The organism is Achromobacter insuavis (genome assembly GCF_902859645.1).
Lineage (GTDB): Bacteria > Pseudomonadota > Gammaproteobacteria > Burkholderiales > Burkholderiaceae_B > Achromobacter > Achromobacter insuavis.
The window spans coordinates 1-12,824 of the sequence record NZ_CADIJR010000120.1 but is presented as its reverse complement, the minus strand read 5'-3'; the positions used below and the strand labels follow the sequence as shown (position 1 = coordinate 12,824).

At 71.1% G+C, this 12,824-nt stretch carries 10 protein-coding genes and 1 pseudogene; 2 read left to right on the top strand and 9 right to left on the bottom strand.

The window, feature by feature from the left end; translation table 11 throughout:
• The coding region (locus tag H0523_RS30185; RefSeq protein ID WP_257225184.1) for a CHASE3 domain-containing protein at window positions 1-2,178 on the bottom strand (2,178 nt) is incomplete at its 3' end.
• 241 nt (window positions 2,179-2,419) lie between these two features.
• Between H0523_RS30185 and H0523_RS30180 the strand changes: the two genes are divergently transcribed.
• Complete coding sequence (locus tag H0523_RS30180; RefSeq protein WP_231689722.1) at window positions 2,420-2,854, top strand: response regulator; 435 nt, start codon at window positions 2,420-2,422, stop codon at window positions 2,852-2,854.
• A gap of 77 nt (window positions 2,855-2,931) precedes the next feature.
• Here H0523_RS30180 and H0523_RS30175 read toward each other — a convergent pair whose 3' ends face one another.
• From H0523_RS30175 to H0523_RS30145, 7 genes are all read right to left on the bottom strand, one after another.
• Window positions 2,932-3,606, bottom strand: a complete 675-nt coding sequence (locus H0523_RS30175; RefSeq protein ID WP_082385862.1) for an ankyrin repeat domain-containing protein — start codon at window positions 3,604-3,606, stop codon at window positions 2,932-2,934.
• A 67-nt stretch (window positions 3,607-3,673) separates the two neighbouring features.
• Window positions 3,674-6,010, bottom strand: coding sequence for a molybdopterin guanine dinucleotide-containing S/N-oxide reductase (locus tag H0523_RS30170; protein WP_054428858.1), 2,337 nt, complete (start codon window positions 6,008-6,010; stop codon window positions 3,674-3,676).
• A 7-nt stretch (window positions 6,011-6,017) separates the two neighbouring features.
• Entirely contained in the window at window positions 6,018-6,881 is an 864-nt protein-coding gene (locus tag H0523_RS30165) for a sulfurtransferase (protein WP_054428857.1), read from the bottom strand.
• Window positions 6,882-6,894: 13 nt separating this feature from the next.
• Window positions 6,895-7,236 carry a carboxymuconolactone decarboxylase family protein gene (locus H0523_RS30160; protein WP_054428856.1) on the bottom strand — a complete coding sequence of 114 codons (342 nt, stop codon included), beginning with the start codon at window positions 7,234-7,236 and terminating at the stop codon, window positions 6,895-6,897.
• 37 nt (window positions 7,237-7,273) lie between these two features.
• Complete coding sequence (locus tag H0523_RS30155) at window positions 7,274-8,278, bottom strand: tripartite tricarboxylate transporter substrate binding protein (protein WP_054428855.1); 1,005 nt, start codon at window positions 8,276-8,278, stop codon at window positions 7,274-7,276.
• A 40-nt stretch (window positions 8,279-8,318) separates the two neighbouring features.
• The gene (gene purB, locus H0523_RS30150) at window positions 8,319-9,683 is read right to left on the bottom strand and encodes an adenylosuccinate lyase (protein ID WP_054428854.1); all 1,365 of its coding nucleotides are present in this window, start codon (window positions 9,681-9,683) and stop codon (window positions 8,319-8,321) included.
• Between the two features lie 18 nt (window positions 9,684-9,701).
• The gene (locus H0523_RS30145; protein WP_054428853.1) at window positions 9,702-11,144 is read right to left on the bottom strand and encodes an FAD-binding oxidoreductase; all 1,443 of its coding nucleotides are present in this window, start codon (window positions 11,142-11,144) and stop codon (window positions 9,702-9,704) included.
• A 159-nt stretch (window positions 11,145-11,303) separates the two neighbouring features.
• Between H0523_RS30145 and H0523_RS30140 the strand changes: the two genes are divergently transcribed.
• Complete coding sequence (locus H0523_RS30140; RefSeq protein WP_231689723.1) at window positions 11,304-12,032, top strand: IclR family transcriptional regulator; 729 nt, start codon at window positions 11,304-11,306, stop codon at window positions 12,030-12,032.
• 51 nt (window positions 12,033-12,083) lie between these two features.
• On the opposite strand, the pseudogene H0523_RS30135 reads toward H0523_RS30140, so the two are convergent.
• Window positions 12,084-12,824: pseudogene (locus tag H0523_RS30135) on the bottom strand (MmgE/PrpD family protein); the annotation flags it as partial.

The following is a 12,824-nucleotide window of genomic DNA, read 5'->3' as shown; positions in this document are numbered from 1 at the left end:
CGCCGGGGCGGGCGCGGCGGGCGCCGCCCAGGCGGGGATGGCGGGGGGCATCGGGATCGGCGCGGGGAGGCTGGGGCCGGACGCCGCCGGCGCGGCCTCCAGGCGCATCGGCAGCAGCAGCGTGAACACGCTGCCTTGCCCCGGCGTGCTGACCAGCGACAGCGTGCCGCCCAGCAGCTTGGCCAGGTCGCGCGAGATCGACAGGCCCAGGCCGGTGCCGCCATGCTTGCGGTGGCTGCTGCCGTCGGCCTGGCGGAAGGCCTCGAAAATCAGTTCCTGCTGGTCGGCCGGCACGCCGATGCCGGTGTCCTGCACGGCGAACGACAGCATGTTGCGCGGCGCGCGCGAGACCTTGAGCGCCACGGTGCCCTGCTCGGTGAACTTGAAGGCGTTGGACAGCAGGTTCTTCAGCACCTGGCCCAGCCGTTGCGGATCGGTGTGCAGCGACGCCGGCACGTCGGCGGCGATGTCCAGTTCCAGCGCCAGGCGCTTGTCCTGCGCGATCGGCCGCAGCGGATCCAGCAGCCGTTCCAGCGTCGGCGCGATGGCCACGGCCTCGACTTCCACGGTGGCCTGGCCGGCCTCGATCTTGGCCAGGTCGAGGATGTCGTTGATCAGCGCCAGCAGGTCGCTGCCCGCTTCGTAGATGGTCTGCGCGTACTTGACCTGGTCCGCGCTCAGGTTGCCCGGCTTGTTCTCGGACAGCAGCTTGGACAGGATCAGCGTCGAATTCAGCGGGGTGCGCAGCTCGTGGCTCATGTTGGCCAGGAACTCGCTCTTGTACTGGCTGGCCTGCGTCAGCAGCCGCGCCTTGTCGGTCAGCGCGCCCTGCACCCGCAGCAATTGCTCGGTTTGGCGCTCCAGGCTGACGTTGGCCTGCTTGAGCTCGGTCTGCTGCACTTCCATGCGCGCCTGCGATTCCTGCAGGATGCGGCTTTGCTGCTCCAGCTCTTCGTTGCTGACGCGCAGCTCTTCCTGCTGGGTCTGCAGTTCTTCCGACTGGCGCTGGGTCTCGGCCAGCAGCGCTTCGAGGCGCGAGCGGTCCAGGCCGGCGCGGATCGCGGAGGCCAGCATTTCGGAGGCGCCTTCCAGCAGGCTGCGTTCGCTCTGGCCGACGGCGTGGTTGAAGCCCAGCTCGATCACGGCATAGACCCGCTCGTTCTGCATGGCGGGCGCCAGGATCAGTTCGGCCGGGTTGGAGCGGCCGGTGGCCGAGGAGACCTCGAAGTGGCCGGCCGGCACATCGCGCAGGTGCAGCAGCTTGCGCGAGCTGGCGGCCTGCCCGACCAGTCCCTGCGCGGCGGGAATCTTCTGCGCCAGGCGCTCGGCCGGCAGGGCGTAGCCGCCAAACAGTTCAAGGTCGTCGCCGCCGTTGGTGACGACGTAGCCGGCGCCGACGCTGGCGTGCAGGTAGTCCGCCAGGTAGTCCAGCGCGCGCTTGCCGATCTCGTCCAGGCGATGGTCGCCGCGCAGGCGCAGGCTCAGGCCCGAGAGGCCGGTCGTGACCCAGGCCTGGCGCGCCTTGGCGCGGTATTCGCGGATGGTCATGCCGGCCGACGCCAGGATCAGCGCCAGCAGCAGCAGCGATCCGCCCCAGGAATAGAAGGTCGAGGTGGCCGAGGCCGCCGCCCAGGCCTCGCGTTCCTCCTCGACCTGGCTCAGCTGGCGCGTGTACAGGTCGGCGACCAGGTCGCGCAAGCGGTCCATCGCATCCTTGCCGGCGTCGGTGCGCACCACCGCCATGGCGCCTTCCACGTCGCCGGCCTTGCGCATTTCGACGGTCTCGCGCAGTTCGGTCAGTTTCTGCTGGGTGATGCCGGCGATGTCGTTGACGATGCGGCGCTGTGCCGAATCGCCGGCCGCCGCTTCCTTTACCACCTCGAGACGCTGTTCGATCAGCGGCACCGACCGCAGGTACGGTTGCAGGTAGGAGGGGTCGCCCGTCAACAGATAGCCGCGCTGGCCGATCTCGGCATCCTTGAGCGCCGAGTTGAACAGGCTGAGCTGGCGCACCGTCTCGGTGGCGCGGTCCATGGCCTTGACCGCGCGGGCCCGCGTCTCCGCCGAACGCACGTTGACGAAGGCGATGAGCAGGGTGGCCAGCGCCGCCATCACGAAGCCGGCGATCAGGGTGCGCGGAAGGGTGTGGCGGCTGGCGGGTTGCTGCGAATTCGGCATGAGAACGGATTACGGTTCAGAGGAAAGGGCGGCGCGCGGGGCGGGGACGGCGTGGACGATTATAGGGATGCGCTCTGACCCCCGCCGCCAGGCCAAACCGGGGAAATATACAGGGGTATGGGGCGTTCGTTTCGCCCGGATACAATTACTTCACACATGAAGAGCCCGCATGTCCTAGGATTCGGCCTCTCCCCCAATCTGTTTTGCCCGCCGGCGTCTTGAATGCATGGCACCGACAACCATGACGAAAATCCTTTTGGTCGACGATCAGCCCGTGCTGGTCGCCCTGATGAGCGAATTCCTGAGCGGCGAAGGCTATGACGTCACGACGCACACGGACGGCCTGACCGCGCTGCGGCAGATGCTCGAAGTGCGGCCGGATCTGGTCATCACCGACTTTTCCATGCCCGGCATGGACGGCGGGGCCTTGCTGACCGCCATGCGCGAGAACGCCTACCTGGGCGACACGCCCGTGCTGGTGCTGAGCGGCCGCCCGGAATCCGAGATCGCCGCGGCCTGCGAAGGGCGCGCCACCCTGATGCGCAAGCCCGCCGAGCCGCACGACGTGCTGGCGGCCGTTCGCCGCCTGGCGCCGGCGCCCGCGCGGCGGCCGCGCGCCGACGCGCCGATCCTGGCGGCGGGCGAGACCCGCGAGTTGGCCGCCCTGGCCGCGTAGCGCCGCATCACCGCGCGCCGGGCCCGGCCCGCGCCTGCGCACGCATTCACATCGAAGACAGGGGCCGGCCAGCGCCGTCAGCGCGCCCCGGCGGCCAGCAGCAGTTGCGCCGTCGCCGCCTGCCCGCGCTGACGCGCGTGCCACAGGGGGCTGCGGCCATCGCCATCGGCCAGGTTCACATCGGCCCCGCCCGCGATCAGCAGCGCGACCACGGCCTGGTGGTCCGGCCCGCCATCGCTCAGGATGATGGCCTCCAGCAAGCCCGTCCAGCCCAGCCGGTTGACATGGTCCGGATCGACGCCGGCCGCCAGCAGCATGCGCACCGTTTCGACCAGGCCGCGTTCGCAGGCCGGGATCAGCGCGGTGCCGCCGTAGCGGTTGGTGCTGCGCAGGTCGGCGCCATGGCGCAGCGTCTGCGCCAGGATGCCGTTGTGGCCGCGCGCGCCGGCGTAGAGGTAGGCGCTGTCCTGCATGGCGTTCTTGGCGTTGACATCGGCCCCGGCCTGGATGAGGACCGAGGCGGCCGCCTCGGCATTGGCCAGCGTGGCGCGCAGCAGCGGCGTGTTGCCGTCGGCGTCGCGCGCTTCCAGCGGCGCGCCCCGGGCCAGCAGGGCCTGAACCCGGGCGGCGTCGCCGTCGCCGGCGGCCTGCAACAGGGCGGCGCCGGCTTCGCCCGAGCTGGCCGCGCTGCCCTCCGCGACCGCCAGCAGGGTGGCGGCCAGGAAGGCGCGCCAGGAACGGATGATGGACATGCGCAGAGCCTCCTTGTGCGGGATCGCGATATCCCCCGATTATGCCGCCAAGGTCCGGTTCGGGCCGTCAGCGCCTGGAGTCGTCCGTGCGCGGACGGTCGAACGCCCGGATCGGCGGCAGCGCGCCGTCATGGCGCTCGACCTGCACCGCCGTCAACTGGCCGCTGCAGCCCTGCGCCAGCGACGAGGTGCCGACATCGCGCGTCAGGACGTTGGGATTGCCGTGGCCGCACAGCGTCACCTCGCCGCGTTCGTCGCGCACCGGGTCGTACCAGGCGCCGGTGGGCAACTGCGCCACGCCGGGCATGATGGCCTCGCTCAACGTGGCGCTGGCCAGGCAGGCGCCGCGTTGGTTGAACAGCCGCACGATGTCGCCCTCGGCGATGCCGCGGGCCGCGGCGTCAGCGGGATGCAGGGTGCAGACCTCGCGGCCCTGGCGCTTCTGCGAGGCGCTGTGGGCGCCGAAGTCCAGCTGGCTGTGCAGGCGGGTGGCGGGCTGGTTGGCCACCAGGAACAGCGGATGCGCCGGGGTCGGCGCGTCTTGCGGCGCCAGCCAGGCCGGATGGCCGGGGCAGTCGGCATAGCCGAAGCCGGCGACGGTCGGCGAGCTGATCTGCACCTTGCCGCTGGGCGTGGGCAGCGGCTTGCCGGCGGGATCGTCGCGGAACGCGCGCAGGATGCCGCCGTCGTCGTCCTGCTGCGGCAGCGTCAATTCGCCGCGCGCCCAGAACTGGTCGAAGTCCGGCGCCTCCAGGCCCTTGTCCGCGAGCGCCGCGCGGGTCCGTTCATACAGGTGGCGCAGCCATTCGGCGCTGTCGCGGCCTTCGGTGAAGGCTTCGCGCGTGCCCAGCCGTTCGGCCAGGTCGGTGAAGATGTCGTAGTCGTCGCGCGCCAGGCCGTTGGGCGCGGCGATGCGGTGCATGGCCACCAGCAGCGGGTCGGTGGGCGCGCCGCCGATGTCCTCGCGCTCCAGCGTCATCGTGCAGGGCAGCACGATGTCGGCATGGCGCGCGGTGGCGGTCCAGCCGATCTCGTGGACCACGAAGGTGTCGAGCGTGGCGAAGGCGCGGGCCAGGCGCTTGAGGTCCTGGTGATGGTGGAACGGATTGCCGCCGGCCCAATAGGCCAGGCGGATGTGCGGATAGTCCATGCGCTTGCCGTTGTAGTCGAACGGCTCGCCGGGGTGCAGCAGCATGTCGGCGATGCGCGCCACGGGAATGAAATCCTTGACGCCGTTGGTGCCCTGCGGCAGCGACGCCACCGGCACCGCGTTGCTGCGCTTACCGTAGTGCGCCAGCGTGCCCAGCGCATAGGCGTAGCCGCCGCCCGGCAGGCCCAGCTGGCCCAGTGCCGCGGCCAGCACCGCGCCCATCCAGACGGGCTGTTCGCCGTGTTCGGCGCGCTGCAGCGAATGCGCCACCGTCACCAGCACGCGCTTGCCCGGCAGCAGCCGCGCGATGCGGGCGATCTCTTCGGCCGGCACGCCGCAGATCGGCGCGGCCCAGGCCGGGTCCTTGGCCTGGCCATCCGCGCGCCCCATCAGGTAGTCCTCGAAGCCGCCCCAGCCTTCGCAGAAGTCGCGCAGGAACGCCTGGTCGTGCCAGCCGTTGGCGACCAGTTCATGCACCAGCGCCAGCATCAGCGCCACGTCGGTGCCGGGCACGGCGCGAATCCATTGCGCCGCCGCGTCGGCCGGCAGGTCGGTGGCCAGCGGGCTGATGTTCAGGAAGCGGCAGCCGCGTCGCGCGGCCTGGCGCATCGAGTCGCGCTCGATGTGGCGGCTGATGCCGCCGCTGGCCACGCGCGAATTCTTCAGCGCCATGCCGCCGAAGGCCAGCACCACGTCGGTATGCGCGACGATCTGTTCCCAGGTGACGTTGCGGCGCGCCACATCGTCCATGCCGCCCAGGATGTGCGGCAGGATCACCGCCGAGGCGCCGGCGCTGTAGCTGTTGACCGAGCGCACGTAACCGCCCAGCGAGGTGTTCAGGAAGCGGTGCACCTGGCTCTGCGCGTGATGGAAGCGGCCGGCGCTGGACCAGCCGTACGAGCCGCCGAACACCGCCTGCGGGCCGTGCTGGTCGCGCACCCGGCGCAGTTCGGCGGCCAGCAGGTCCAGCGCCTCGGGCCAGCTGACCGGCACATAGTCGTCGCGCCCTCGGCGCGCGTCCGGTCCCGGCCCGCGTTCCAGCCAGCCGCGCCGCACCATCGGCGTGGTGACGCGCGCCGGGTGATCCAGCGCGTTGGTGAAGTTCTCGATCAGCGGATTGGGATCGGGGTCGCCCGGATGCGGCCGCACCTCGAGCGCGCCGTCTTTCCACGCGGCGGAGAAGACACCCCAGTGCGCGCTGTGGGGCAGGCGGCCGCTGTCGGGACGGGGCGGGCGGGAGGATGCGTCGATCATGGGCGGGTCAGGGGTGGGCGCCCGTGGCGACGGGCGCGTCGGGTTGCGCGCTCCATTCGCTCCACGAGCCGGGGTAGAGGGCCGCGCCGGGCAGGCCGGCGATTTCCATGGCCAATAGATTGTGGCACGCCGTGACGCCGGAGCCGCATTGGCACACCACCGCGTCCGGCGCGCGGCCATCCAGGTGCGCCAGGAAGGCCTGGCGCAGCGCGTCGGGCGGCAGGAAGCGGCCATCGGCGCCCAGGTTGTCGCGGAAGAAGCGGTTGCGCGCGCCGGGGATGTGGCCGCCGACCGCATCCAGCGTCTCGTTCTCGCCGCGGTAGCGGTCGGGGGCGCGGGCGTCCAGCACCAGGCGCGCCTGCGAGGCCAACGCCTGCCGCAGCTGGGCGTAGTCCAGCGTGGGCTGGCGGCCCTCGGCCACGGCCAGGGTGCCCGCCGGTCGCGGCGCCGGCGCTTCGGTCGTCAACGGCAGGCCCGCCGCCCGCCAGGCGCCCACGCCGCCGTCCAGCACCGCCACGGTCTCGTGGCCGATCCACCGCAGCAGCCACCACAGCCGCGCCGCGTACATGCCGCCGGCGTTGTCGTAGGCGACCACCTGGGTGTCCGCGTTCACGCCCAGCGCCGCCAGGGCCCGCGCCAGCGCGGCGCGGTCGGGCAGCGGGTGGCGGCCGTTGCGGCCGGTCTTGGAGCCGCTGAGGGTGTCTTCCAGATGCACGTGGAAGGCGCCCGGCAGGTGGCCCGCGTCGTAATGGCGGCGGCCCGCCTGCGGATCCGTCAGCTCGAAGCCGCAGTCCAGCAGCAGGATGTCATGGCGGCGCGGGCCTTGCAGCGCGCGGGCCAGTTCGTCCGCGCCGATCAGGGTGGTGTGCATGCGTGGCTCCCGTTCAACCCTGGCCGGCCGTCAGCGCGTCCATCGCGCGCAGCGAGTACACGTAGGCGGCGCCGGCGTTCAGGGCGATGGCGGTGCTCAGGGCCTCGCTCAGTTCCAGCTCCGTCACGCCGGCCTTGCGGGCGGCGTCGGCGTGCGCGGCGATGCAGCCGTCGCAGCGGGTGGTGACGGCCACCGCCAGCGCGATCAGCTCGCGCGTCTTGGCGTCGAGCGTGCCGGTGGCGCCCTGCGCCTGGTTCAGCGCGCGGAACGCGGTCAGCAGCTGCGGGTTGTGCTTGCCCAGGGCCTCGCCGGCCTTGCGGTTGTTGACGAGGGTGTCGGTCCAGTTCTGCAACATGAGGGGTCTCCTGAAAATCGGTGGGGTCGGATGGGGTTCATTGGCCGATCTGCTTGAGCAGGTCGGGGGTGGCGGCTTTGCGGTAGTTGGCGATGTCTTCGAGGATGTACTGCCTGAACTGGTCCGTCGGCAGGTCGCGCTCCATCGCGGCGTCCTTGCGGATGGTGTTCTGCACCGTGGGGTCCGCCAGCGCGCGCGACAGGTGCTCGGACAGCACCTTGATCACGGCGGGCGGCGTGCCGGCGGGCGCGGCCAGGCCATACCATTGCGTCATGGTCATGTCGATGCCGAGTTCCTTGAAGGTCGGCACGTCGGGCAGGATCGGGCTGCGCTGGCGGCCGGTCAGCGCCAGCACGCGCAGCTGGCCCTGCTGCACCTGCGGCACCAGCGGCGAGGCGGTGGCGAAGAACATGTCGATCTGTCCGCCCAGCATGTCGGTGATGGCGGGGCCGGAGCCCTTGTACGGCACGTGCAGCAGCTTCAGGTGGCCCAGCTCCTTGATGGTCTCCATGCCGATGTGGGCGGCGCCGCCGGTGCCGGTGGAGGCAAAGGTCAGTTCCTTCTGCTTGGCGGCGTCGATCACTTCGCGCGCCGTCTTGAAGTGCGACGGCGTGGCCACGAACAGGCCGTGCGGCGCTTCCAGGATCAGGCCGATCGGCGCGAAGTCGTCCGGCACCTTGTACGGCAGGCTCTGCGGCTTGAGCGCCGGCGACACGGCCAGGTTGCCGCTCATGGCCAGCAGGATGGTGTAGCCATCGGGGGCGGCCTTGGCGACCAGGCCGGCGGCGATGTTGCCGCCCGCGCCCGGCCGGTTCTCGACGATCACGGTCTGCCCCAGCGTCTTGCCCATGGCGGTGGCGATCAGGCGGCCGTAGAGGTCGCCGCCGCCGCCCGGCGGAAAGCCCACCACCAGGGTGATGGGACGCTCGGGAAATGCCGCCTGCGCCTGGCCGCCGGCCAGCGCGGCCAGGCCCAGTGTCGCGGCGATGGCGGCGCGCCGCCCCAGCCGGCGCAGGGCGCCGCTCGCGAAGGAAATGCCCATGGTGTTTGTCTCCTGTGTATTTTTTATCAGGGTGGAACCGTCAGGCCTGCAGCCAGCCGGCTTGATGTCGCTGCACCACCCTGTCCACCGAGGCGGCGCACTGCCCCAGGTAGCCCGAGGGATCGGTCAGGCGCAGGATCTCTTCCTCGCCCAGCAGGTTGGCCAGATCCTTGTGCTGGCGCAGCGCCTGGGCGAAGTCGAGCTTGTGGGTGATGCCGTGCATCGAGGCCTCGTAGATCCATTCGTGCGCGGTCTGTTTGCCGACGCGCTCGGACAGGTCCAGCATCACGTGTTCGGACAGCAGGTAGCCGCGCATGCGGTCCAGGTTCAGCGCCATGGCGTCGGCATCGACGCGCAGGCCGGCCAGCAGGTTTTTTGCCTGGAACAGCATGGCGCCGGCGATCAGGCAGCATTCCGGCAGCGCCTTCCATTCGATCTTCCAGGCGATGCCGTCGCGCTCGCCTTCCTGCACCATGCCTTCGAGCATCAGCGCCGCGTTGGCGCGCAGCGGCCGGCACAGGCCGGCGAGGTTCTCGGCCGAGGTCGGGTTGCGCTTGTGCGGCATGGTCGACGAACCCAGCTTGCCTTCCGAGAAGGCTTCCTCGACTTCGGCGAATTCGTTGCGTTGCAGGTTGAAGAGTTCATTGCCGATCTTCGACAGCGTGGCGCCGATCATGGCCAGCACCAGCGCGTACTCGGTGAAGCGGTCGCGCGCCGGCGCCCAGCTGATCGGGGCCGCCTCCAGTCCCAGCTTGGCCAGCGTGCGGCGCTCGACCTCGGCGGCCCGTTCGCCCAGCGAGGCCTGGCTGCCGACCGCGCCGACCACCATGCCCACCAGCACCCGCGCCTCGCATTCCTTCAGGCGCTCGTGATGGCGCGCCAGCTCGTCCAGCCACACCGCGCACTTGTGCCCGAAGGTGATGGGCAGCGCCTGCACGCCATGGGTGCGGCCCGCCATCGGCGTGTCGCGATGGCTTTGCGCCAGGCGCGCCAGCTCGCGCCCGACGGCGGCGAGGTCGCGCATGAAGACGGCATGGGCCTGCTTGAGCTGCAGCGCCACGCCGGTGTCGACCACGTCCTGGGTGGTGGCGCCATAGTGCAGCCATTCGCCATGGTCCGGGCCGCAATGCGCCTGCAACTGCTTGAGCGCCGGCACCAGCGAATGCTTGATGCGGCGGATCTCGGCCGACATGGCCGTGATGTCGATATTGGCGACGGCGGCCTGGGCGCGGATCCGCGCGGCGGCGGCGGCCGGGATGATGTCCAGCTCGGCCTGGGCCTCGGCCAGCGCGGCCTCGAATTCCAGCCATTGCTGCACGCGGTTCTCTTCCGAGAAGATGGCGCGCAGTTCATCGGTGCTCCACAGGTGCTGGAGCGATTGCATGTCGAAGACGGAAACGGGCATGGTGCGGGTCCTGGAGGCTTAGGAGTGACGGGCGGGGCGCGGCAGCAGCCGGCCCGGGTTGAAGGTGCCGCGCGGGTCGAGCGCGTGCTTGATGCGCTGCATCACGTCGACCGAGACGGCGGGCTTGTATTGCAGGAAGGCGTGCTGCTTGAGGCGGCCGATGCCGTGTTCGGCCGAGATCGATCCGCCCAGCTGCGCGGCGACCTCGTGCACGACGTCGTGCACCGCGTCCTCTCGCGCCCGGAAGGCGGCATCGTCCATCGCCAGGGGCTTGCTCTGGTTGTAGTGCAGGTTGCCGTCGCCGACGTGGCCGAAGCAGACGATGCGGATGCCCGGCATCAGGGCCTGCAGCCGCGCGCCGGCGGTGGCGATGAATTCGGGGATGCGCGACACCGCGACCGAGATGTCGTGCTTGATGGAGGGGCCGTCCAGCCGCTGCGCCTCCGGCACGTGCTCGCGCAGCGCCCACAGCTCGTGCGCCTGGCGGCCGGAGGCGGCGATCACCGCGTCGGTCACGCCGCCGTGTTCCATCGCGGCTTCCAGCACGCCTTCCACGGCGGGCTCGGGATCCATCAGCGCCGAGGTCTCCGAGACGTCGAACAGCACCGCCCAGGGCGAGGGCTGCGCCAGCGGATCGCGCATGCCGTCCAGCGGATGCGCCAGCACCTGGTCCAGGGTCTGGCGGCCGATCAGCTCGAACGCCGTGACGCGCTCGCCGACCGCGTCGGTCAGGCGCGCCAGCAGGTCCACCGCCGCCTGCGGCGTCGGCACCGCGGCCCACACGGTCACCACCTTGCGCGGCAGGGCGTACAGGCGGAAGGCCGCCGCCGTGACCACGCCCAGCGTGCCCTCGCCGCCGATGAACAGCTGCTTGAGGTCGTAGCCGGTGTTGTCCTTGCGCAGCGTGCCCAGCTGCGGCAGCACGCGGCCGTCGGCCAGCACCACTTCCAGGCCCAGCGTCAGGTCGCGGGTATTGCCATAGCGCAGCACCTGCTCGCCGCCGGCGTTGGTGGAGACCACGCCGCCGATGGTGGCGCTGCCTTCCGAGGCCAGCGACAACGCGAACAGCCGACCGGCGTCGGCGGCCGCCTGCTGCGCCGCCAGCACGGTGCAGCCGGCTTCCAGCGTGATGCTGTTGTCCAGCGCGTCGACCCGGCGCACGGCGGTCATGCGGTCCAGGCTCAGCACCACTTCGCGGCCCGAGGCGTCGGGCGTCGAGCCGCCGACCAGGCCGGTGTTGCCGCCTTGCGGCACCACCGCCACGCCCTGCGCCGCGCACAGCGCCACCACCCGCGAGACTTCGGCCGTATTGGCGGGGCGCGCCACGGCGCGCGCGGCGCCGGGAAAATTGCGGCGCCAGTCGGCCGTGTAGCGGGCCATGTCGGCCGCGTCGGTCAGGACGTGGGACGGCCCGACGATGGCGCCGAGCGCCGTGGCGATTGCATCGATCTGATTCGGCATAATGCTACGGTGCGCGGCGCCGGGGGCTGGCCCCCTTGCCGCGCGACGCTTGTCTCCTGGTTGAAACCGGGACGGCATTTCCCTGGTCCGGTAGCCGTCTTTCGTTTCATTGATTAAAATACGTTTTATTGAACAAAACTATAGGAAGCATCCGAAACCGTGTCAAGCGAGAATTCCCCTAAGCCGCCCGCCGGCGTGCTCGAACGCGGCATCTCCGTGCTGGAGTGTTTTGGCGAAGACCATCTGCGCCTGTCGCTGCGCGACCTGGCCGACCGCACCGGCCTGGACAAGGCCACGCTGCTGCGCCTGCTGGGCGTGTTCATCAAGGCGCGCATGATCCATCGCTACGACAGCAGCACCTACGCGCTGGGACCGGCGCTGCTGCACATGGGCATGCTGTATCGCGATACCTTCGACCTGGGTTCGCGCCTGCAGCCGGCGCTGCGCAGCATCGTGGCGCAGACCGGCGAGACCGTGGCCCTGTACGTGCGCAGCGGCGACGACCGCATCTGCCTCTACCGCGAAAACACCACCAAGGAAGTGCGCCACCACGTCGAGGTCGGCACGCGCATCAGCCTGAAGGACGGCGGTTCGTCGGCGCATGTGCTGCGCGCCTTCACCGGCGGCACGACGCCTCTGGCGCGCGACATCCAGGAAAAGGGCTACGCCATGACCCGCTCCGAGCGGGTCGCGGAAATGGCGTCGGTGGCCGTGCCGGTGTTCGATGCCGACGAGACCTTCGTCGGCGCGCTGGTGGTGCTGGGGCTGGCCTCGCGCCACAACGAGGCGGCGCAGCGCAAGGCGGTCGAGATCGCGCGCCACGAACTGGCGCAGCAGGGCTTTCGCACCGCGCCGCCCGCGTCCTGGACGCCGTCCGTCACGCCATGACGGGCGCATGAGGCGGATCGGCGCGCCCCGGCGGGCGCGCCTTGTCGGCGCCTAGCGGGACGCCGCCGCGCCGAACAGCGCGGGATCCGGCAGGCAGGGCCGCGCGTCATTGCCGGCATCGGTGAAGCGCTCGCACCAGGCCACGATGGCCTGGGCGGCGGCGTCATCCATGGCCGGCGCAAAGGCGCGCATGCGCGCCTGCAGCGCGGGCCAGTCGTAAGGGTCTTCGGGATCGCCGCGCCGCAACTGGCGCAACGCGCTCAGCCTGCGCCCATCCTTCAGCGTCAGGGTCACGCGGCTGGGCCGCAGGCGGGGAAACTCGCGCTGGAAGGCGTCGCTGGTGCGCACCGTGATGCGGCGCGCCAACGCCAGCAGGTCCGGCGCCAGCAGGTCCGGCGACTCCATGTCCTCGATGCCGAGCCGGCCCGCGAGCAGCAGCCGCGCCACCACATAGCGCAGCGAGAAGCAGGTCTGCGCGGGCGTGGCGGGCCAGTCGACGCCGGCGATCTTGAGCGCATGCGTGAAGATCTCGACGTCGACCGATTCGATCTCGTCGGGCGTCAGCGCGTGCGCATCCCGCAACTCGCGGGTGGCGTCCAGCGGCGTGAAGAGCTGGGCGCAGCAGGGCCAGGCCTTGATGGTGGCGGTGTTCAGGCGCTCCTCGGCATCGAGGCCGCCGTCGAGCGCATCGAGCGGACCGTCGCCCGCCAAGAGCGCGTGCAGCCCGCGGGCGCCGGTGGCGAAGCGGCGCGCGCCGGGCAGGCCGGCGCGCGCGGCATAGGCGGCTGCCAG